Annotated in this window: 20 protein-coding genes; 17 read left to right on the top strand and 3 right to left on the bottom strand. The window is 70.8% G+C overall.

The window, feature by feature from the left end; genetic code table 11:
- Positions 1–161: 161 nt before the first annotated feature.
- From ACFXKA_RS22010 to ACFXKA_RS22025, 4 genes are all read left to right on the top strand, one after another.
- Positions 162–1,208: a 3-oxoacyl-ACP synthase III family protein gene (locus tag ACFXKA_RS22010; protein WP_379428674.1), complete on the top strand. Its 1,047-nt coding sequence runs from the start codon at positions 162–164 to the stop codon at positions 1,206–1,208.
- A gap of 4 nt (positions 1,209–1,212) precedes the next feature.
- The gene (locus ACFXKA_RS22015; protein WP_379428675.1) at positions 1,213–2,118 is read left to right on the top strand and encodes a hypothetical protein; all 906 of its coding nucleotides are present in this window, start codon (positions 1,213–1,215) and stop codon (positions 2,116–2,118) included.
- 199 nt (positions 2,119–2,317) lie between these two features.
- On the top strand, positions 2,318–4,354 hold the full coding sequence (locus ACFXKA_RS22020) for a LuxR C-terminal-related transcriptional regulator (protein WP_379428676.1): 2,037 nt from the start codon (positions 2,318–2,320) through the stop codon (positions 4,352–4,354).
- A gap of 23 nt (positions 4,355–4,377) precedes the next feature.
- Complete coding sequence (locus ACFXKA_RS22025; RefSeq protein WP_379428677.1) at positions 4,378–5,742, top strand: lipase family protein; 1,365 nt, start codon at positions 4,378–4,380, stop codon at positions 5,740–5,742.
- Between the two features lie 89 nt (positions 5,743–5,831).
- Here the strand turns inward: ACFXKA_RS22025 and ACFXKA_RS22030 are convergent, their stop codons facing one another.
- Together ACFXKA_RS22030 and ACFXKA_RS22035 are read right to left on the bottom strand one after the other, a co-directional pair.
- Positions 5,832–6,641: an SDR family oxidoreductase gene (locus ACFXKA_RS22030; RefSeq protein WP_354837250.1), complete on the bottom strand. Its 810-nt coding sequence runs from the start codon at positions 6,639–6,641 to the stop codon at positions 5,832–5,834.
- Positions 6,642–6,682: 41 nt separating this feature from the next.
- A complete protein-coding gene (locus tag ACFXKA_RS22035; protein ID WP_379428678.1) occupies positions 6,683–7,717 on the bottom strand; it encodes an alpha/beta hydrolase in 1,035 nt (344 codons plus the stop codon).
- Positions 7,718–7,948: 231 nt separating this feature from the next.
- Here ACFXKA_RS22035 and ACFXKA_RS22040 point away from each other — a divergent pair, with 231 nt between their 5' ends.
- Both ACFXKA_RS22040 and ACFXKA_RS22045 read left to right on the top strand, forming a co-directional pair.
- Positions 7,949–8,725, top strand: coding sequence for an ArsR/SmtB family transcription factor (locus tag ACFXKA_RS22040; RefSeq protein WP_379428772.1), 777 nt, complete (start codon positions 7,949–7,951; stop codon positions 8,723–8,725).
- Complete coding sequence (locus ACFXKA_RS22045) at positions 8,725–9,258, top strand: hypothetical protein (RefSeq protein WP_354837254.1); 534 nt, start codon at positions 8,725–8,727, stop codon at positions 9,256–9,258. The genes ACFXKA_RS22040 and ACFXKA_RS22045 overlap by 1 nt, the downstream gene beginning before the upstream one ends.
- Before the next feature lie 32 nt (positions 9,259–9,290).
- Here ACFXKA_RS22045 and ACFXKA_RS22050 read toward each other — a convergent pair whose 3' ends face one another.
- A complete protein-coding gene (locus tag ACFXKA_RS22050) occupies positions 9,291–10,052 on the bottom strand; it encodes a 3-hydroxyacyl-CoA dehydrogenase (RefSeq protein WP_354837256.1) in 762 nt (253 codons plus the stop codon).
- 351 nt (positions 10,053–10,403) lie between these two features.
- Here ACFXKA_RS22050 and ACFXKA_RS22055 point away from each other — a divergent pair, with 351 nt between their 5' ends.
- From ACFXKA_RS22055 to ACFXKA_RS22105, 11 genes are all read left to right on the top strand, one after another.
- Positions 10,404–11,036 (top strand): hypothetical protein, encoded by a 633-nt coding sequence (locus ACFXKA_RS22055; RefSeq protein ID WP_379428679.1) that lies wholly within the window; start codon positions 10,404–10,406, stop codon positions 11,034–11,036.
- Between the two features lie 16 nt (positions 11,037–11,052).
- The gene (locus ACFXKA_RS22060) at positions 11,053–11,928 is read left to right on the top strand and encodes a MinD/ParA family protein (protein WP_379428680.1); all 876 of its coding nucleotides are present in this window, start codon (positions 11,053–11,055) and stop codon (positions 11,926–11,928) included.
- Positions 11,925–12,578 (top strand): hypothetical protein, encoded by a 654-nt coding sequence (locus ACFXKA_RS22065; RefSeq protein ID WP_379428681.1) that lies wholly within the window; start codon positions 11,925–11,927, stop codon positions 12,576–12,578. The genes ACFXKA_RS22060 and ACFXKA_RS22065 overlap by 4 nt, the downstream gene beginning before the upstream one ends.
- Before the next feature lie 178 nt (positions 12,579–12,756).
- The gene (locus ACFXKA_RS22070; RefSeq protein WP_213556317.1) at positions 12,757–13,047 is read left to right on the top strand and encodes a hypothetical protein; all 291 of its coding nucleotides are present in this window, start codon (positions 12,757–12,759) and stop codon (positions 13,045–13,047) included.
- Entirely contained in the window at positions 13,047–13,328 is a 282-nt protein-coding gene (locus tag ACFXKA_RS22075; RefSeq protein ID WP_354837264.1) for a hypothetical protein, read from the top strand. Before ACFXKA_RS22070 ends, ACFXKA_RS22075 begins: the two co-directional genes overlap by 1 nt.
- 53 nt (positions 13,329–13,381) lie before the next feature.
- Entirely contained in the window at positions 13,382–14,206 is an 825-nt protein-coding gene (locus tag ACFXKA_RS22080) for a hypothetical protein (RefSeq protein WP_354837266.1), read from the top strand.
- Between the two features lie 43 nt (positions 14,207–14,249).
- Entirely contained in the window at positions 14,250–15,725 is a 1,476-nt protein-coding gene (locus tag ACFXKA_RS22085) for a hypothetical protein (RefSeq protein ID WP_354837268.1), read from the top strand.
- Positions 15,722–17,212 (top strand): SCO6880 family protein, encoded by a 1,491-nt coding sequence (locus tag ACFXKA_RS22090; protein WP_354837270.1) that lies wholly within the window; start codon positions 15,722–15,724, stop codon positions 17,210–17,212. Before ACFXKA_RS22085 ends, ACFXKA_RS22090 begins: the two co-directional genes overlap by 4 nt.
- Positions 17,213–17,215: 3 nt before the next feature.
- On the top strand, positions 17,216–20,287 hold the full coding sequence (locus ACFXKA_RS22095) for a hypothetical protein (protein ID WP_379428682.1): 3,072 nt from the start codon (positions 17,216–17,218) through the stop codon (positions 20,285–20,287).
- Positions 20,284–20,592, top strand: coding sequence for a transposase (locus ACFXKA_RS22100; protein ID WP_379395031.1), 309 nt, complete (start codon positions 20,284–20,286; stop codon positions 20,590–20,592). The genes ACFXKA_RS22095 and ACFXKA_RS22100 overlap by 4 nt, the downstream gene beginning before the upstream one ends.
- 155 nt (positions 20,593–20,747) lie before the next feature.
- Positions 20,748–21,308 carry a hypothetical protein gene (locus tag ACFXKA_RS22105; protein WP_379428683.1) on the top strand — a complete coding sequence of 187 codons (561 nt, stop codon included), beginning with the start codon at positions 20,748–20,750 and terminating at the stop codon, positions 21,306–21,308.
- The last annotated feature ends 17 nt before the right edge of the window (positions 21,309–21,325 follow it).

A 21,325-nucleotide genomic window follows, 5' to 3' on the forward strand; every position in this document is an offset into this window, starting at 1 on the left:
TGGTGAGGCGCGTGGGGCACTCGCCTACCAGTGGGTACGGTAGCGTTTCACTTGGCATCGGGGCTACGGGATATCAGCGGGGCCGGCTCGGGGGACGCCGAATTGCGGCCGCCGCAGCCACATTCGACCGGACGCACTCAGTCCAGAGAGCAGGGGGCCACATGCGTACACGCTTCGAATCGATCGGTGCGTACACACCCACGACCATCCGTTCCACCGAGGACGTGATCAACAGCCTTTCGGTACCCAGGGCATTGGACCTGGAACGAATTACCGGAATCAAGAACAGGCGCGTGCACAATAGCGATCCGGAGAATTACGAATCGTCGTTCGCACTGGCGCGCCACGCCATCGAGGACTGCCTCGCCCGTTCCGGCTACGATGCCGCGGACCTGGACGTCATCATCTCGGTGTCGATCACCCGCTTCACCGCGCCCGGGCAGTACTGCTTCGCACCGTCTTTCGCCGCCCAGCTGGGTGCGGCCATCGGCGCGGGCCGGGCGCTGCACTTCGACCTGTCCAATGCCTGCGCGGGCATGATCACCGGCGTGCTGGTGCTGGACCGCATGATCAAGTCCGGTGTGGTGCGCCGCGGCCTGGTGGTCAGCGGCGAGCAGATCACCCCCATCGCCGAGACCGCCACCCGCGAGATCTCACAGCCCTACGACCCGCAGTTCGCCGCCCTCACCGTGGGCGACGCGGCCGTGGCCGTGGTGGTCGACGACCGGGGCGACGACGCGGACGAGATCCACTACATCGAGCTCATGACCACCTCGGCCGGCGCCGAGCACTGCATCGGCATGCCCAGCGACAAGACCACCGGTATCGCCATGTACACCGACAACCGTGCGCTGGCCAGCGAATCCCGCTTCCTGCAGGGTATTTCGCGCATGGCCGACTTCCTGCTGGAGTCCGGCCGGGCCTGGGAGAGCGAGAAGTACGACTACTGGATCCACCACCAGTTCAGCGGCCCGGCCATCGACTACATCAGCTCGCTCACCGAGCGGCACTTCGACACCCCGATGCCGCAGGCGCTCAATGTCTACGCCGAATACGGCAATACCGCGTCCACCTCGCACTTCCTGGTGCTGCGCGAACACCTGGCGCAGGGCCGGATTCCGCGCGGCTCCAAGGTGCTGCTGATCCCCGAGGCGTCCGGCGTGGTCTCCGGGCACCTCGCCGCGACCATCTCCCGGCTGGAGGCCTGAATCCATGAGCACCGCAATCGTTTCCGCGGCCGTGTGCACCGACGCCGACACCGGCAGCTATTTCGAGCTGGCCGCCCGCGCCGGCGCGCAGGCGCTGACGGCGGCGGAGGTCTCCGCCGACCGGGTCGGCCTGGTGGTCAACGCCGGGGTGTTCCGGGACAGCAATATCGCCGAACCCGCGGTGGCCGCGCTGATCCAGAAGCGCCTCGAGGTGGGCCTGGAGTACGCGACCGGGCGGGTGCCCGCGTTCTCCTTCGACCTGCTCAACGGCGGCACCGGGGTGCTGCACGCGCTCATGGCCGCCCAGTGCTTCACCGGTCTCGGCGATGTCGAGTACGCGCTCATCGTGGCCGGCGACACCCATCCGTCCACCGAGCGCGACCGCGAGGACTTCCCGTACGCCGCCAGCGGTGCGGCCATCCTGCTGCGTTCCTCCGACAGCGCGGGCGGTTTCGGCCGCATCTACACCACCGAGACCCCGGGCGCGCTCGCCCCGACCGCGTGGGCCGACCTGGAGGCGGCGGGCACCGGCGGCCGCACCGCGCTGACCGTGCGCACCGAGACCGGGGACCCGCTCGCGCTGGCCGAGGCCGCGCTGCGCGAATGCCTGGCCGGTGAAGGACTGCAGCCCAGCGACTTCGCCACCGGCGGCGCGGTACTGCTGGCCCCGGCCCCCGTCCCCGGCTTCCGGGAGCGGGTGGCCTACCGGATTGGGGTGCCCTCGGCCGCGGTCGCCGGGATCGACCCGTTCGTCGGCGACCCGTATTCCGCGGGCCCGGTGCACGCGTATCTGAGCGCGGCCACCCAGGGCATGCTCGACGAGGCGCGCGCGGTGGTGTTCCTGGCGGTGGACGACACCTCGGCGGCCGCCCTGGTCTATCGCCCGCAAGCGCTCGTCACCACCTCCTAGGCGAATGTGAAATACACTGTTTGGCAGTACATTTCGAAACCGTTGTGCCCCGGCTGATCCTGGGCGCCCATGCGCCCTCGCTGCAATGATGCCGCTCCAGCACACCGAAGCTCGCCGTGCCACGCCTGTCAGTCGGGCGCATCCCGATCGGTGAAAGGGACGTCAGATGGCACGGTCGGTCGCTCGGGACCGAGGGGAAATGCCGGTGGGGACCGGCGCCAGGACGAGCTGGGCGGTCGCCACCCAGGTGAGCGCGGCGGACGCGGAGCGGCTGCGGGTCGCGCGCGCGGTGGCGGTGCTGGGGGCCGCCGCGGGGGTGGGCCGGGTCGCGGCACTATTGGACACGGAACTCGACGAGACCCGGGCGGTGGTCACGGAATTGGCGGCGGCCGGGCTGATCGTGGGGGAGTGCCGCCCGCACCCGGAGCTGGCGGCCCCGGTGCTGCGGGACCTGCCCGACGAGGATCGGCGCGCCCTGCACACCGGGGCGGCCGAACTGCTCTTCCGGGAGGGCCTGCCCGCGGCGACGGTGGCCCGGCACCTGGTCGCGGCGGGCGACGCCCGCGGCTCGTGGGCGGCGCAGGTGCTCCTGGAGGTCGCCGACCGCGCCTTCGACGCCGATGAATTGGACAGCGCCGGAACCTATCTGGAGCTGGCCTATCGGGCCAGCAGACGCGCCGACGAGCGGGCCGCCATCGCGACCCGGCTGGTGGCGGTGGAGTGGCGGATCAACCCGTCGTGCCGCACCCGCAATTTCGGCCGGCTCAAGGCGGCCCTGCGCACCGGGCGGGTGCCGGATCCGGAGCTGCCCATGACCGTGCTGCAGATGCTCTGGCACGGTCATGTCCTGCACGCCGATCACGCGCTGGTCCAGCTGCGTCGCAGCACGGACGCGGCGGCGGCCGATCGGGTCGAATTCGTCGGGGCGTGGCTGCGCTACACGCATCCGGTACAGGCGCAACGGCATCCGTGGCTGGCCCGCGCCCGCTCCGGCCCGGAATCGCCATCACCGGACCGGGATTCACCCCACCGGCAGGCCGCCGCGCTGCTGGCGGGATTGTGGGAGCAGCGCTCACCCGCCGAGACCGCCGCCGCGGCCCAGCGCATCCTGGCACACCACCGGCTGACCCCCGCCACCGTCGAGGTGCTGGTGGCGGCGGTCGACTGCCTGCTGCACACCGATCGCCTCGACGCCGCCGACGCCTGGTGTACCGCCCTGCTGGCCGAGGCCACCGCGCGCCGCGCCCCGACCTGGCAGGCGCTGTTCGCCTCGGCGCGCGCGGAGACGCTGCTGCGCAAGGGAAATCCGGTCGAGGCGGCCGGACATGCCCTGGCGGCACTCAATCTGCTGCCCGCCGAACAGCTCGGGGTGTGGCTGGGCCGGGCGGTCGCGGTGCTGGTGCGCGCGCTCACCGCACAGGGCAGGCACGCCGAGGCCGCCGCACAGCTGGAGCGGCCGATGCCGCGCGCCATGTTCGAATCCCGTTTCGCACTGGGCTATCTGCGCGCCTGCGGCGAGCACTGCCTGGCCACCGGCCGGCCCGAGGAGGCGCTGCGCCACTTCCGCCGGTGCGGGCGGCTGATGGACGAGTGGGACATGGACTTCGCCTGGCTGGCGCCGTGGCGCAATGACCTGGCAGCGGCCGGCCTGGTATCCGGGCAGCAGCGGCAGGTGCGGAATCTGCTGACCCGGCACCTCGATCTGATCGGCGGAGCCGAGCAGCACCACACCGGTGGGGTGTCGCTGCGCCTGCTCGCCGCGACCAGCGATCCGCTGCGGCGGGTGACGCTGCTGCGCCGCTCGGCGGCGCTGGCCCGCTCGGGCGGCGACGAACTCGAATTGGCCACGGTGCTCGCCGATCTCGGGAACGCCTACCGGGCGCTGGGGGAGTCGGACCGGGCCCGGCCCCCGCTGCGGGAGGCGGCGCGACTCGCCGAGATCTGCGGGGCCGAGCCGCTCCTGGCCCGCCTGCAGGTCGACCCGGTGCCGGCCGCGCGAGAAACCCTGGTCGACACCGGTTTCGACGCCTTGAGCCCGGCCGAACGGCGGGTGGCCGAACTGGCCGCGCTCGGTCAGCGCAACCGCGATATCGCCGAGGCCCTGAACATCACCACCAGTACGGTGGAGCAGCACCTGACTCGGGTTTACCGCAAACTCGCGGTCGCTCGCCGCAGCGAACTGCGGTTCGCGCTGGCGTCCCGGACCGAGACGAGCGCGCGGACCGCTACCGGATGACCGTCGGCCGAAAGGGGATTGGCATGATCGCGTATCCAACCGGGGCGCCGCGGCCGCCGCGGGACGATGATCCGCAACCGCTGCTGCCCGAGCACGACCCGTTCTACCGGCGTCCGCGCGGACTCGACCGCGTCGTGCCCGGGGCCGTCCTGCGTTCGCGTCCGGTGGAACTCGCACTGCTGGGCCGCATTCCGCAGCGCGTCACGGCCACCCAGCTGCTGTACCGCAGCACCGATCTGCACGGCCGCGCCGAGGCGGCGGTCACCACGGTGCTGCTGCCGTCCGGTGCGGACCCGGCCGCCGACCGGCCGCTCGTCTCCTTTCAGTGCGCTATCGACGCCGTCGCCTCGAAGTGCCTGCCGTCGTATGCGTTTCGTCGCGGTGCGCGGGCGCTGGGCGCGGTGCCGCAGTTCGAGCTGCTGCTCATCGAGCACGCCCTGACCCGCGGCTGGGTGGTGTCGGTGCCCGACCACACCGGGACCGCGGGGCGGTTCGGGGCCCCGCGCGAGCCCGGCCACCGCACCCTGGACGGCCTGCGCGCCACCCTGAATTTCCTGGCGCGGCCGGATGATTCGCCGGTGGCGCTGTGGGGGTACTCGGGCGGCGGCCTGGCCACGGTATGGGCCGCCGAGCTCGCGGCGAGCTATGCCCCGGAACTGAATATCCTTGCCGCGGTGCTGGGTTCGCCGGTGGGGAACCTCGAATCGACTTTCTTCCGGCTCAACGGCTCGGCCTTCGCCGGGCTGGCCACCCTGTGCGTGGCGGGACTGTGCCGCACCTACCCGGCCCTGGAGCGCACCCTGCGCGAGCACCTCGACGCCGAGTCCCTCGACCTGCTCGACCGCGCCGAAACCAGCGCCACGATTCCGCTCCTGCTGCGCAGCGGCCGGTCCCGGCTCCAGGATCGCGACGGTTCGGCCCTGGCCACGCTGCGGACTCTGCCGCAGGTGCGGGCCGTCCTGGCCGATGCCGAACCCGGCGCGCGAGCGCCGCGGTTCCCGGTGCTCGCGGTGCAGGGCGTGCACGATCTGATCATTCCGTGCGGCAATGTGGATCGGCTGGTCGATCGCTACCGGGCCGAGGGCGCCTCGGTCCGCTATCTGCGCGATGTGCTGGGCGGTCACGCCAGCCTGGGACTGCTGGCCGCGCCCCTGTGCGAGAACTGGCTCGCCGATCGATTCGCCGGCCGCCCGCTCCCGGCCGGAACCACGCAAACCGTAGTCTCCCTGGCACTTTCGATCCCCGCGCTCCGCGGCTACCTGGGCCTGGCGTCGATCCTGGCGAGGGCGGTGGCGTCCCGGCCGATGCGCGCCGCACCACCCGCGCGGACCGCCGCGCAGCCGGGCACGCCGGAGCCGGACATCGCGCCCGCACTGCCGGCCACGTGATGCGCATGCCGCCCCCGCCCGACGAGGTCAAGGTCGGGCATCGACTCCCCTGAACGCCCGGGACCAGCCGATTCGGCTCCTACGAGGCACTACCGCAGCGAATCGGCCTTGCTGATCCAGCCCACCACCGCCCGGGTCAGGAAGGGCGGGGACAGGCGGGTGGCGAGGGCGGTGAGTTTGGTCTGCAGGCCGACCAGGACGTGCGGGCCCGACAGCGGGCGGCGTCCGATCGCGGTGTGCCACACCGCTTCCGCGACATCGTCGGGGGTGAGGTGGACGCCCAGCGTGGTCGCGGATTTCGAGCCGCGGCTCACCTCGGTCATCATGTCGGTCGCGACGAACAGGGGCAGCAGGTCGCTGACCGTGATGCCGTAGTGCCGCCATTCGAGGTCGAGGGCCTCGGTCAGGCTGCGCACCGCGGCCTTGGTCGCGCCGTAGGTCGCCAGGCCGGGCTGACCGTAGAGCGCCGAGGCCGAGGCCAGGTTGATGACCCGGCTGCCGGAGGTGCGGCGCAGATAGGGAAGGGCGGCGTGGCAGCCGTTGAGGACGCCCTTGACGTTCACGTCCACGAGACGATGCTGGCGTTCCACCGGGATCTCGCCGAAGGGCCCGGAGACCAGAATGCCCGCATTGTTGACCAGCAGGTCCAGCCGGCCGGTCGCGTCGTCGAAGTCCTTCAGCGCCCGATCCCAGCCCGCCGGGTCGGTGACATCGAAGGCCCCCGTCACGGTCCGCCCGCCGATCTCGGCGGCGGTGCGGGCGACCGCGTCGGCGTCGATGTCGTACAGGCCGACGGTCCAGCCCTCGCGGGCGAATCGCGCGGCGATGGCGCGGCCGATACCGGCGGCCGCCCCGGTGACGAGGATCGCGGGCTGAGAAGCATTGGCGGGCTGGGACATCGGAGCCTCTCGGATCGGAGGGTCGGGACCGCCGGTGCGGATCAGGCGGCGCTGCGGCCGAGGCGACCTGGATCGATCATCGCACGGTGGAAATCGGCCGCGTCACGGGCGGCGTCCCGGCCGTCCGCGAGCAGATCCGCACCCAGGTGGATGAGGGTGTGCGGGGCGCTCGGCCGCACCTGCAGGCGCAGCGGGACACCCGCCGCCTCGGCGCGTTTCGCCACCGCCAGCGCGTCGGCGAGCAGCATCTCGCGTGAGCCGACCTGCAGCAGAATCGGTGGCAGACCGGTGAAGTCGTGGTTCACCACCGACCAGCTCGGATCCAGCTCGCCGTCCACCGCGATACCGCGGCGCACCACCATGTCCGGGCCGACCGCGGGCAGCACCGCGTCGTAGCGGGCATTGGGATGCGCCAGGCGGGCGGCGGAGTCGAAATCCGCCCACGGCGAGGTCACCGACAGTGCCACGGGTAGCGGCAGGCCCAGCTCGCGCAGTGTCAGCGCCAGCCGCAGCGCCAGTCCGCCGCCCGCGGAATCGCCCGCGACGACGATCTTCTCGGGCGGAAAGCCCTCGGCCAGCAGGTGCCGGTAGGCGGTGAGCGCGTCGTCGAGGCTCTCGTTGGGGTGGGCGTCGGGCAGCTGGCGATAGTCGACGGTCAGCACCGGCAGCTCGCTCAGCGCGGCCAGCCGGGCGGTGTGGCGGCGGTAGCTGTTGAGCCCGCCCGCGATGAACGCGCCGCCGTGCAGATACAGGATCGCGGCGTCGCGGTCCACCCGCGGATCGGGAACCGGTGCGCTCCACAGCCATTCGGCGTCGCAGTGCTCGAACCGCACCGGTTCGCGGCGGGTGCCGCGCGGGGTGCCGAGCACCCGGGCGGGCTGCTCGGACAGCCGCGTCATCCGGAACACCAGGTGCGCGGGGCGCGGGCCGAGGTCGGCGACCCAGGCTCCGGCGCGCAGGAACTGCTGCACCGTGGTGCGCAGCACCGGATGGGCGAGCCTGGTCCCGATGCGCGCCGGCCCGATCGTCTCCACGATCACCGATGAGACGGGGTCCGAGGTCTGCGGCGTCGCCACGGGCGCTCCTGTCCGCGCCGCGAAACACCGGGCGCTGCTGAGACAACGATGTCAGTTCTGGCCGAGGGCCGTTGATCATCTTGACGGTGAATGCGCGGATTGTCATGTCCGAGAACGAAATTCCCACGTAAGAGGGGGTGCCGGGCCGCCCGTCCGGCGGGGCGCGGCGGTAGGGCGTTGACTTATGCAGGTAAATGCCTGCATAATTTTCCCGTGCAACCCGAACCCGAGATGGACGCGGTCTTCAAGGCCCTGGCCGACTCCACCCGCCGCCTGCTGCTGGACCGGCTGCGGGAGAACAATGGCCAGACCCTGCGCGAACTGTGCGAACGGGTCGAGATGGCCCGCCAGTCGGTGACCCAGCACCTCGACATCCTGGAGCGGGCCGGCCTCGTCACCGTGCTGCGGCGCGGTCGCGAACGGGTGCACTACATCAATCCGACCCCGATTCACGACATCGAACAGCGCTGGATCTCCGTCTTCGATCGCCCCCGGCTGGATGTCCTGCGCGCCGTCAAAAACCAGGCAGAGGAGTACGCCATGACCGCCACCACCGTGCCGAACTACGTCTACGTCACCTACATCCACGCCAGCGCCGAGCAGGTGTGGAAGGCCCTCACCGACGCCGACCTGACCGCGCAGTACTGGGGGCACGCGAATGTGTCCGACTGGCAGCCCGGCTCGGAATGGGAGCACCGCCGCGTCGACGGCTCGGACAAGATCGATGTCGTCGGCAAGGTCCTCGAGGTCGACGAGCCCCGGCGCCTCGTCCTCACCTTCGAGGATTCGATCGGGGCGGACCGCGCCCCGTCGGTGGTGACCTTCCTCATCGAGTCCCACCAGGACATCGTCCGGCTCACCGTCACCCACGAGAACCTGCCGAATCAGGAAATGCTACAGGGCATTTCGAGCGGCTGGCCCGCCGTGCTGGCCAACCTCAAGTCGCTGCTGGAGACCGGCGCCGTACTGCCGCAGGCGCCCTGGGAAATGTCGCAGGCCCACGCCTGATGTTCGACGCCACCACGCTGCGCGAGGTCTACGACACCCTGCTGGAAGCCGCTGCCGCCGTGGCAGATTCGGGCCCGCCGCTGCCGCCTCCGCCGGGGGAGTGGAACGCCGAGCGGATCCTCGGCCACGTCTCCCTCGTCACCGCCGCCACCATGGCCGCCGCGTCGGCGGTGGCGGCGGGGGAGCACGCCACCTACGACAATCGCCTCGCCCTCGACACCTGGACCATCGATCGCGTCGTCGATCTCGCGGGCGGGTTCCCCGGCCTGCGCGAACGCCTGCGCCGCCAGGCCGAGATGCTGTGCGGTTTCGGCGGGCCCGCGCTCAGCGACGCGGAACTGGACAGCCCGGTTCCGACCCGCCTGCTCTCCGCGGGCGCACTGCTGCTGGATCAGGCCATGCCCCTGCGGAATCTGTTCATCGGCCTGATCGATGTCGAAATCCCCGGCCACACCCGGCAGCTGCTCGCGCTGCGCGGAAACGGCGACGGCACCGGGCGGGCGAGTGCCCGCGCCGGTGCCGTCACCAGGTGATCGCCGCGGTGACCACCGCGTGGCCCTGCTGATTACCGCGGGGCCATGCGGATCGCGCCGTCGAGGCGGATGACCTCACCGTTGAGCATCGGGTTCTCCACGATGTGGCGGACCAGCGCCGCGTATTCGGCCGGGTCGCCCAGGCGCGACGGATGCGGCACCTGCGCGCCGAGGGCGTCGATGGCCTGCTGCGGCAGGGTCGCGAACAGCGGGGTGTGGAACAGGCCCGGCGCGATGGTCATCACGCGGATCTTGTACGAGGCCAGGTCACGGGCGACCGGCAGGGTCAGGCCCACGATGCCGCCCTTGGAGGCGGAGTACGCCGCCTGGCCGATCTGGCCGTCGTAGGCGGCGACCGACGCGGTGTTGACGATGACGCCGCGCTCGCCGTCGGCCTCCTCGACCGCCGAGATGCGCTCGGCGGCCAGGCGGATGACGTTGAACGTTCCGATCAGGTTAACGTTGATGATCTTGGAGAAGGACTCCAGCGGGAACGCGCCCTGCTTGCCGACCGTCTTGATGGCATTGCCGATTCCCGCGCAGTTCACCGCGATTCGCAGCGTGCCGAGCTCCTGGGCGGCGTCCAGCGCGGCGGTCACATCCGCTTCGCTGGTCACGTCACCGGGCGAGAACACCACGCGCTCACCGAGTTCCTCGGCGATGGCCTTGCCGTCGGACGAGGGAAGATCGAGGATAACGACCTTCGCGCCGGCCGCGTGCAGTTCCCGCACCGTGGCCAGTCCGAGTCCCGACGCACCACCGGTCACAACCGCGGCAATGTCTGCTGTCTTCACAAAACCTCCAAAATTCTTGGTCTTGTTAATGTAGATTCTGCTCCGTCCACAGGGAAGACCGCCCCGTCGGCGTGGCGTTCACACGATGTCGCGAACCCTGCTACTCGCACGCGCGCGCGGATTGAACGGAGTGTCGTCCGGCGCGTCGAGTCGTTGGAATCCTGTTCATGCGAGAGAATTTCCGATCGGGACCGTTTCGTGCGCGACGCCCGTGGCGACGCGACGACGGCGGGCTGCACAGTACCGACGATCACCGACGACAACACACCGTCAGCCACGACCGACCGCCGAGAGGGTCAGACGATGCCGAGCGACGTGCCCCCAGCGGGAATGTTGAAGTCGTACAAAAAAGTGTCGCGCTGGTACCCCGCCCTGGAACTCGACGTACAGGCCCCTGCCCCCGAACGGCCCGACGCCGACTCGGCGTTCGCCGACGAGCAGAGCCCGGCCCGCTACCCGCACTACATCCACGACGAACCCGAGCTCGATATTCCGCCGGTGCCCGAATCGGTGCTGCGGCGCAACCACTTCGATGGGGCCTGGGCGGACTGGATGACCGACTCCGGCGAGAGCGCCTCCTACGCACCGCCGCTGCGCTACTGCGGCAGCACGGTCGTCGAATTCCCCACGGGGAGTGGCGAAGCCGGTGCGGCATCGACCGGCGAGCGCGCCCCGAGAGCGGTCGACAGGGCCTCGCAGCTGCTCGACGCGGTCGCCGACCGCGCGGCCGTGCCGGGCGGGCGCATCGCGGGGCGGCGGTTTTTCGCCGTCGCGTTCCTGATCGTTGCCATTGTTTTGCTAGCCATTGCCGGTGGAGTTGCTCTATATGTGCTGAATTCCCACGGCGGCACTGCGCAATCCATCGGCACACTCGAGGCGGGACCCCGTTCCAGCCCGATCGCCGTCACGGCGGCGTACAACGAAATGACGGCCCCCGCGATCATCGGCGACCATGGACCCGCCGCGGGCATTCCGGCCGGATAAGAGGAGAGCGGAGACAATGGATCAGGACTGGAGCCGCTGGCTCGACGAGAAACCCGAAGAGGGCGAATCGACGGGCCGTGCCGCGCGTTCCAAGGCTCCGGTGATGCGCTTGCGCAAGCGCCGCGGCGACTCCGGCGAGGCCGGTCCCGCGCCGCGCCCGATTCTGGTGGTGGGTGGTTGCGGCGGCGCGGGCACCACCACGACAACGCTCGGCATCGCGGGGGAGATGAGCGCCGCCGGCGCCGAAACCGTCGCTGTGGACGGCACTTTCGCGGGCAGCGATCTCGCGTTGCGGGGCGCTGACGAGCACCTGAGCCCGATCAGTCTGCAGGCCTGGCTCTACGGCCGCGGCGACGACGAGGCCGCGCCGCTCAAGGAATGTCTCTCGCGCGCCACCTCCGGCATCGGCCTGCTGTGGCGCGATCCCGCCCCGCTGCGCCGGCGCGCCACCTACCTGACCGTCGCCCGCGCGCTCGGCGAGACCGGGTACACCCCGGTTTACGACGGCGGCAATCCGATCGCGAGCCGGCATCTGCGCCCGCTGCTCGAGGACGCCGATATCGCACTGGTGCTGTCGATTCCGGCGCGCGTGGATGCGGCCAACCGCTTGCGCGTGACGCTGGAGTGGCTCGACGATCAGTTCGGCGGGCAGGGCGAGGGGCAGGGTGACGGCATTGTCGGCGACACCACCATTGTCGTGTCACATCAGTTGCCGGGCAGTGATTCTCGGGTCGCTGAGCATTTGCGGGAGCATCTGGACGGCTGGGTCCGTGAGATCGTCGAGATACCCTATGACGCACACCTCGCACGCGGAGAGTTGGTGCGGCACAGCAACCTGGCCGCAGAGACACGCCGCGCGTATCGCCGCCTGCTTGCTGGAGTGGCATCATGACCGCAGCCATGAAGGAACGCCGATCCGCCTCCGAGGCCGCTCTGGCGGCCGGTGTGGTGCCGCCGCCGGAATCCCGCCGCGCACCGATCTGGGACCGACCCGTACCCGGCGATGGCCGAGCGCCCCTGGTGTGGCTGCTCGGCGTGCACGGGGGCGCGGGCGCGACGACGCTCTCGCATGTGCTTGCGCCGGCGGCGGATTCGTATCGGCGCTGGCCGGGCGTGTTCGACCGGGAGTCCCCGTTCGTGGTGCTGGTGGCGCGCGAGACCATCGCCGGGCTCACCCGCGCCCACGATCTGCTGCGCCAGCATCACGCCGGGCTGGCCGGTTCGTGTGAGGTGCTGGGCCTGATCACCGTGGCAGCGCGGCCGGGCCGGCTGCCCGCCGAGATCCGCCGCTACCGCGATGTGGTCGGTTCGCTGGCGGGTCAGGTGTGGAAGTTGCCGTGGCACGAGGAATGGACCCTGGTCGAGGCCGATGAGCTGCCGGTGTGGTCACCCGGCGACCCGGTGCCGCAGCAGCGCAAGCGCAAATCCGATCCGCTGGAAGAGATTACGCCCGACGTGCGGGAGCTCGGCGCCGGCATCGTGGCCGCCGTGCAGGACGCGCTCGACGCCCCCCGCTCCGCGTTCCCGGACCGGGGAGAGTGATCATGGACACCGACGGATTGTGTTGTGCGGGAAGAAGTTCCCGGTTGCGGGGACCTGCCCGGTCCCCAGGGAAGGTGGCAGGGCAGTCAGTAGAAGGAGTTGTCGTCGCCGGTTGGACGGCCGGGCCGTGCATAGGCGAGATTGTTACTAGCAGTTCGCTTTTGGATAAGGACAGACAATGAGCATGCTCCTCGCCGTACACGACGCGTACGGCCAGATCCTCGCCCAGGTCGGGAATCCGACCCCCGAGGCACCGCCCGCGTCGGACAAATTGCTGAAACTGGTTCGGTATTTCACCTGGTTCGTTCTGTTGTCGGGAATCCTGGGCATCACCTACGCCGGTGGCCGGTTCGCCTGGGAGAAATGGACAGGAGGCGGTTTGGAGTCGCCGAAGATGGTGGCAGGGGCCATGATCGGAGGAATCGTCGCCACGAGCGCGGGCACGATCATGAATGCAGTGATCACCTAATGTCCGCCGCGCTGGTTGCGCCAGCGATGGACGCCGTGCTGGCCTACAAGCAGATGCCGCCGGATGTGATCCGGCCGATCATGCAGCTCATCGACTGGCTGCTGTGGTGTGTACTGCTGTTCTGCCTGGCCTGGATGATCCTGGCCGCGGGCCGGCTCTGGTATGCCTTCCGCGACGACCTGGCCGCCAACGACGCGACGCACGGGGTGGTGATGAGCCTGCTGGGCGCGATCATGGCGACCTCGGCCAGCGGGATCGCGCTGGCCCTGCTGCCGACCTGACGGGCACGGGCAGCTGAATTGTCCACTGGCACACACATTTCGGAGGCCATGCGATGAGCGAGAAGGAGTCGCCCGAGCGTGACCGCGTCTCGTTCGGCGTCATCGCCTCGGCCGCCCTGGTCGCGGTCATCCTGATCGCCGGCCTGGTGGTCTACTTCGGGCACGGCGACAGCAAGCCGAGCGCCAAGCCCGACGGGACCGTCCCGGCGGCCTCCGACTCCGGCGCCACCGGATTCGCCTCGCCCGAGGTGGATCTGTTCGGCCGCCGGGTCGACGTCCCCAACAACACGGCCGGCCAGCCGCTGCCGCAGGATCCGTCCAAGCAGCGCAAGGCCACCGACGCCGACTGGCTCACCGCCGCCCCGCTGGGGACCACCGATCCCCACGGCTGGCAGCGGGTCTACGGCGCGTCCGTGCCCTTCTCCACCTCCGACGGTCCGGCGCGCCTGGAAAACGGGCTGGCCGTCGGCTATTCGCACACCCCGCAGGGCGCGGCGCTGGCCGCGGCCCAGATCACCTACCGGCTCAATGCCCGCCCGGCCGACCGGGAGCTCTACGTCCGGCAGGTGCGGGTGCCCGCCGAACAGCTCACCGCGTACGACCAGGCGCTCGCCGATCAACGGCTGCCGAAACAGCAGCCCCAGAAGGTGACTCGATATCTGGTGGCCCCCGACGGCTTCCAGATCGAGAACTACGCCGACGACATGGCCATCGTGCGGCTGGCCGCGCGCGGGCCGGTGGTCGACAACCGGCAGCTGTGGGCGGCGGTGCGCCTGATCATGGTCTGGGACGCCGGCGACTGGCGGCTCAAACCTTCGACTTCCAAGACCGCGCAAACCGAATACGTCGATTCGCTTGCGGGATGGACCCGATGGTGACAACAACAGAAATGGCATCGCGACCCATCGAGAGGTGGACCACATGCTGAGGCGGCTAGTCACGATCCTTGCGGTCGTCTTCACCGTCATGATCGCAACCCCGACGGTGGCCTACGGCCAGACGTACGGTTTCGACCAGGCCTGCAACGAATTACACGACTCCCTCGACGGGCTGGGCGTACCCGGCATCTCGCTCGGCGACGCGGCCTCGGCAGCGTGCAAGGCGGGCAATGTCGCGACCCACCCGACCGACGCCGCCGCCACCGTGCGCGACAAGGCGTGGGACTCCACCTTCGGCAAGGTGGTGGACTCGCTGATGAACGGTCTGGGCGAGGCGTTGACCCTGGCGTTGACGTTCTGGATGAAGATCCCGAACGAACGCGTCAGTGACGCGGGCGCGCTCTTCACGAAGATCAACGATTACACCTATCAGGTCCAGATCCTGTTACTGATGGCGTCGGTGATCCTCTCCGGCCTGAAACTGGCGCAGGCCAGACGCGGAGCCGCGGTCAGCGAGGCCACGGAATCGTTCTGGATGTTCGCGCGCGTGGTGTTCAGTTCCTGGATGCTGGGTGCGGTGATCGTGGCCGCCACCCAGGCCTCGGACAAGTTCTCCGAGTGGATCATCAACGACTCCACCGGCGGCAATGCCAAGAACATCGCCGAGCTGATGGTGAAAACCTCGAAGCTGCAGGCGTTCTCGCCGGGTCTGGTGCTGATCATCGCGATCGTCGGCCTGCTCGGGGCGCTGGCCCAGATCGTGCTCGCCATCGTCCGCCAGGGTCTGCTGGTGGTGGCCGCGGGCGTGCTGCCGCTGGCCGCGGCCGCGTCGGGCACCCAGATCGGGCGCACCTCGTACTCGAAGCTGCTGGGCTGGATCATCGCGTTCATGCTCTACAAGCCGGTGGCGGCGATCGTGTACATGATCGCGTTCACCACCGCGGGCAATACCGACGACCTGACCGGCACCGTGAACCTGCCCGACGCCGACGAGGCCCAGCGCATGCTGGTCGCCATCGTGCTGCTGTGCACGGTCGCGTTCGTGCTGCCGGCGCTCATGCGCCTGGTGACCCCGGCGGTGGCCATCGTCGGTTCCGGCGGTTCGGGTCTCGCCGCCACCACCGGCACCCTGGTCGGCATCGCCGCGCTCGGTGCGGTCGGTTCGCGCGCGGTGGCCCCGCGCGGTGCCGCCGGACCCGGCGCCGCCGGATTCGTCGGACCCGGTCGCGGCGGGCGTCCCCGTCCCGGTCCCGGGGGCGGCGGTCCCGGCGGCGCGCCACGCCCGACACCTTCGCCACGCCCGGCGGGTGGTGGCGGCGGTGCGCCCGCCGCGAGTCCTGCCGCCCAAGGCGGTGGCGGCGCAGTACCGTCAGGCGCGTCCCGCGTCGCCAACCGGGTCGCGCAGGCGCGCGCGGCGACCGCCTCGCTGAGCAAGGCCGAGTCCACCGCGGGCGACCTGGCCGGTGACCGCTGGGCCAACCGTTCACCCGACCTCGGCAGGAGCACCATCCCGCGATGACGATGACCGAGACCTACGAGCGCCGCTCGTACGGACTGTGGCAGAAGCCCCGCAGCGCCGGGCTTTTCGGCCTGCGCTGGGGTGAGACCGTGGTCGGTTTCGCTGTCGTGATCACCGCGCTGCTGACGGCGCTGGCGGCCGGGCCGAAACCGGCCGCCGTGGTGGCGGGCATCGGCACGGTCGTGATGGTTCCACTGGTGTGGCGGACGGGGGGCCGCTCCGGCTACGAGAACGGATTGATGATGTTCCATTGGTTGCGCGGCCGTTCCAAGGGCGAGCACGTGTACCGGGGCGGGCGGTTCTCCCGGATCCCGGGCGGCGTCACCCGCCTGCCCGGACTGATGGCCCCGTCACGGCTCTACGAGGGCATCGACGCCGGCGGCTACAGCTTCGGCATGATCCACCTACCGCAATTCGCCCAGTACACAGTGGTTCTGCGCGCTTGGCCGCAGGGCCACGAGGCCGTCGACCAGCCGGTCATCGACCGCTGGGTGGGCGCGTGGGGCACGTTCCTGGCCTCGCTGGGGCAGACCTCCGACATCGTGGCCGTGGTGCCGGTCATCGACACCGTGCCCGAGACCGGAAACCGTTTGCTCACCGAGGTTTCCACCATCACCCGGCCCGAGGCCCCCGATCTCGCGCAGCAGGTCATGTACGAGCTGGCCACCGAACTGCCGCAGGAGCGGGTGCAACTGCTGCCCCGGGTCGCCATCACCTTCAAGGCGACCACCGCGGAGCGCCGCAAGAATCCGGCGGAGGAGGCGGTCGAGATCGGCCGCCGCCTGCCCGGCATCTGTGCGGCCCTGGCGGAGGCCGGCGTTCGCGCCCAGCCCATGGCCGCCGACGAGATCATCTCGTTCATCCGCCGCAGCTACGACCCGGCCGCCCAGGCCGATCTCGAGGTGGCCGCGGGCGAACCCGGTGGGCACGGCCTGGATTGGGCCGACGCGGGCCCGGTCTCGCACGAGGAGCGCTGGGACCACTTCATTCACGACGGTGGCCGCTCGGTCACCTGGGAGATGGACACCGCGCCCGAGGGTGCGGTCGACGAGCGGGTGCTGCAGCGGCTGCTCGCGCCGAATCCGGAGGTGCCGCGCAAGCGCATCACCATCGTCTACCGCCCGCACTCGGCCGGCGACGCCGCCCAGATCGTGGACGACGACTACAAGAACGCCCTGGTGGCACAGCAATCCGAGCGCGGCGTCGTGTCCGCCGCCGCCACCCTGCGCGTCGGCGCCACCCAGCAGGCCCGCGAGGAGCAGGCCCGCGGGCACGGCGTCACCCGCTTCGGCGCCCTGGTCACCATTACCGAACCCCTGCGCGGCGACCTGCCGCGCATCGAGGCCATCACCCGCGACCTGTCCACCCAGGCCCGCCTCAAGATCCGCCGCTGCTACCGCTACCAGGCGGCGGCGTTCGCGGCCTCGCTCGGCTGCGGGGTGATCCTCCCCGAACACGCCACCATTCCGAAAGCGCTTGCGGGGTAACCCATGCCACGTGACTTCGACCCCTCGGTCCGCGAACGCGACGCCGCGCCGCCCACCCGGCGCGGCTCCCGCCGCGACCCGGCTCCCGTCGACCGCTACGACGAGCCGGACCCGTACCCGCCCCCGTCCTCCCGCGTCATGCGCGACGAGCACCGGCCCCGGCGCGGCACCCTCCCGGACCGCCGCATGCTCCGCCGCGACCCCATCGAGCCGCCCGACCAGGATCGGCCGGCCGAGGTTGTGAGCGCGCACGAGGGTGAAGCGCTGCGCGCCGAGCCGGGGATCATCACGGATCCCGCTGCGCCCCGGCATGATCCGGAAGCGATGGCGCAGCCGGAAGCACCGGCCGACGATCGGCCGGTGGAGGAGCGCGTGGCGTCGGTCCCGATGCCCGAGGCCGAGCCCGAGCGGGCCGAGACGCACGCGGAGTTCACGAGCCGGGAGCCGGTCGAGGTCGGCACTGCACCGCAGCTCAGCGAGACGGTGGCCGAGCCGATCGAAGTTCCCGAAGCGGACAGCGGCGCGGAGCCGGTGAAGAAGGCGGCCCGGCGGCGGCTTCCGGCGATGCCCGCCCTCGAACCCACCGGTGGCACAGGCGAATCGGGCACGGCCCAGGGTGTCGCCGCCGCCGAGGTCGTGTCGACCGGGCGAGAGCTGGCGGTACGCGCGGAGGCCGATTCGGGGGATGCACTGCGGGCCGCGGCCGATGTGCTGGGGAAGCCCACGGCCGGATCGGCCGGGCGTCCCGGCGGCACCGAGCGGTCGGAGCGCGTGCTGGACAAGGGATCCGGCCGGAGTGGTGCGGTGGCGCGGTCCGGCGGTGTGCGCGAGGGCGAGGCTCGGTCACGGGCGCGCGGGCCGGAGCGGACCGAGGGGGATCGCATGGAGCGCAAGCGGAGTCGCGAGACCACATCCGAGGCGGATGCGGTACGCCGCGGGGAGCCCGGCGAACGGCGCCGCGAACGACCGCGCGCCGAGGGCGAACCCGGACGAGAGCGGCGCAGTGACGGTGAATCCGGGCGCGAACGGCGTGTAGCCGAAGGCGGGCGTGAGCGCCGTGCCGACCCGGAGCGGGATGCCCGGCGCGGCAATGGCTCCGAGGGCCGCGGGCGGTCCACGGACGCGGATCGGGTGCATCTGGGCGGACGGGCCGGCGCCCCCGGCCGGACCCGTGCCGCGCGGCCGGAGGGCGAGGCAGGGGAGCGGCCGGTGCGCAACCGGCCCGCGCGCGACGGGCGGCCCGAGCGGACCGGCACCGAGGAGCGTGGCCGCGGCGCCCGTAGGGACAAGCGGGACAAGGTCGCCGACCAGGCGGAGCGCGACGCGGCCGCCAGGCGCGCCGCCGCGCGCAAGGCCGCGGCCAAGAAGAAGCAGTCCGGTCCCAAGCTGCTCGACGACACCATGCGGGCCAAGCTCGAGGTCACCGCGCGCGAGGGCAATGGCATCAGGGCGGCCTGGGCCACCTTCCGCCTGCACACCGACGATCTGCGGCGGCGCAACTTCGCGGCGCGCGCCGAGCGCATGGAGTACGGCAGCTTCGACGAATTCGACCGCACCACAGCACAACTCACCGATCGCGGCTACATCGGCGCGGGCGGCGGGCGGATGAACGTGGTCGGCCGCCCGGTCGAGTACCGCGCCACCACCGCGCAGGTCGCGGGCCTGTGGCCGTGGTCGGTCGGCGCGGGTGCGCCGCTCATCGGCACCCCGCTGGGTTCACACCTGCACACCGGCGCTCCGGTCTGCTTCGACCCGATGAACTGGTTCATGCGCGGCAGCTTCATCACCGCGCCCAGCCTGTTCGTGCTGGGCCTCAATGGTTTCGGCAAATCCTCGCTGGTGCGCCGCATCGTGCTGGGCGGTGTCGCGCAGGGCATCACCCCGCTGATCCTGGCCGACGTCAAGCCCGACTACCGCAAGCTGGTGGAACTGGTCGGCGGTCAGGTCATCGACCTGGGTTACGGCCACGGCAAGCTCAATCCGCTCGCCGCCGGTGTGCTGGGCTCGATCGTGCCGATGCTGGGCGAGTTCCCGGAACTGCAGACCCAGGTCATACAGGAGATGCGCGCCCGCCAGGTCACTTTGGTGGCCGGTCTGGTGGAGCTGGTGCGCGGCGCGCGCGTGCGCGACTTCGAGGAGACCCTCATCTCCACCGCGCTGCGCATCCTCTATCGCGAGGGCAGCGTCTTCACCCCGGACCACCCGCCGATCATCGAGGATCTGCTCGATGTGGTCGTGGCGGGCGGCGACGAACTGCAACTCGATGCGGGCGCGGACAATCCGGACGAATACCAGGAGGCCATCAAGGGTCTGCGCCGCTCCTTGCGCGCACTCACCCAGGGCCCGTTCGGCGCGGTCTTCAACGGCCACACCACCACTCCCATCGACACCACCGCCACCGCCGTCTGCATCGACGTCTCCCACATCCCGAACGGCGACAAGAAACTCAAGGCCGCCGTCATGCTGGCCTGCTGGGCCGACGGTTTCGCCTCCGTCGAGGCCGCGCACGTGCTGGCCGACGCGGATCTGGGCCCGCAGCGCTACTTCCAGGTGGTGATGGACGAGCTGTGGCAGGTGCTGGGCCTGGGCGACTTCATGGTCGACCGCGTCGACGAGCTCACCCGTCTGCAGCGCGGCATCGCCACCTCGCTCATCATGATCAGCCACACCATCAAGGACCTGCAGGCCCTGGGCTCCGAGGCGGCCATCGCCAAGGCCCTCGGCTTCCTGGAACGCGCCCGCGCCAAGATCTTCGGCGCGCTCCCGGCCGAGGAGATCGCGCGCCTGGATTCCACCGTGCCGTTCACCGCCGCCGAGGAGGAGATGGTGACCAGCTGGTCCGCGCCGCAGGCGCTCACCGGTGAGGCACTCAAACCGGGCCAGCAGCGCCCGCCCGCGCCCGGCACCGGTAAGTTCCTGCTCAAGATCGGCGAGGACCGCCGGCCCGGCATCCCGTTCCACATGGAGTTCACGCTCTCGGAACGGGAGAGCGGAATCCACGACACCAACCAGCGTTTCAGCGAATTCACCGAGACCACCGCGAGCCGCGGCTCGGACGAGGGGAGCGCCGCATGATGCCGCACCGGTCGTATCGAAGAGTGTCGCCGGAGGTCCGGCAGGCCGCCGTCGAGCAGGTCATCGCCCTCACCGGCAAACTGCGCTCGGAATCCGAGGCCTGCCGGGTGGTCGCCGAACAGATCGGCGTGCACACCAATTCGGTGCGCAACTGGGTGCGCGCCGCCGAGAGCCCCGGCCTGGAACGCATGGATGCGATCGCGCTGCGCCGCAAAGTGGCTCTGCTGCAACAGCAGCTCGCGGCCGCCGCCGAAATGAACCGCACGCTGGTGGAAACCCTCCACGACGCCAAGCGCGGCACATGAGCCGCTGCCGCGAGTACGAACACGCCGACTCGGGAAACCCGCTGGTATGGACCGGGTATAGCGCTCAGCGACTAACCTGGAAGGGTGGTCCGGTGCTGCGCCGCCGGCGCGGGCCGGTGAGCGCGAGCACGGGTGTGCACGGTGCGAGCGCAGGCATGCGTCCCGCGATTGGGGTGGTGATGCTGGTAGTGAGCGTCGCAGTGCTGGCCACCGCATGCGGCGGCGGCAGCTCGACCGGCGGCGGATCGAATCCGTCTGCCGGGCAACCGCCCACGTCCACCACGCGGTTGCTGGAGGATGCCCCCGCCCCCGACCCGACCACGCCCGACGGTGTCGCGGTGACCGCGCTGGAGCAGATCTACACCTGGTACCCGGCCACCGAGTCCGAGGGTGACGCGCTGCGCCGGGCCCGGAAATGGCTGGGCCCCAGCCTGATCCGTACACTGGACAACCCGTCCACCGGCGTGGAAACCCCGAGACCGTCACTGCGCTGGGCCGACTGGGCCAAGACGGGCGCTCACGTCGAGGCGTTCGTGTTCGCCTCCGGTGAGAAGGCTCCCACCGGCGCCGACCCGAACCGGCAGCAGTACAAGATCGGCATCGAGCAGACGGTCGTCTATCCGGACGGCAGGCGGGAATCGCTACCCCCGGCCACGGTCGTCGCCACCGTCGTGCGTGCACCTGCCGGTGGCTGGTTGCTGGACGAATTCCGTTGAGCGGTAACGACTCACAG

The sequence above is a fragment of the Nocardia sp. NPDC059228 genome (assembly GCF_042754245.1).
Taxonomy (GTDB): Bacteria; Actinomycetota; Actinomycetes; order Mycobacteriales; family Mycobacteriaceae; genus Nocardia.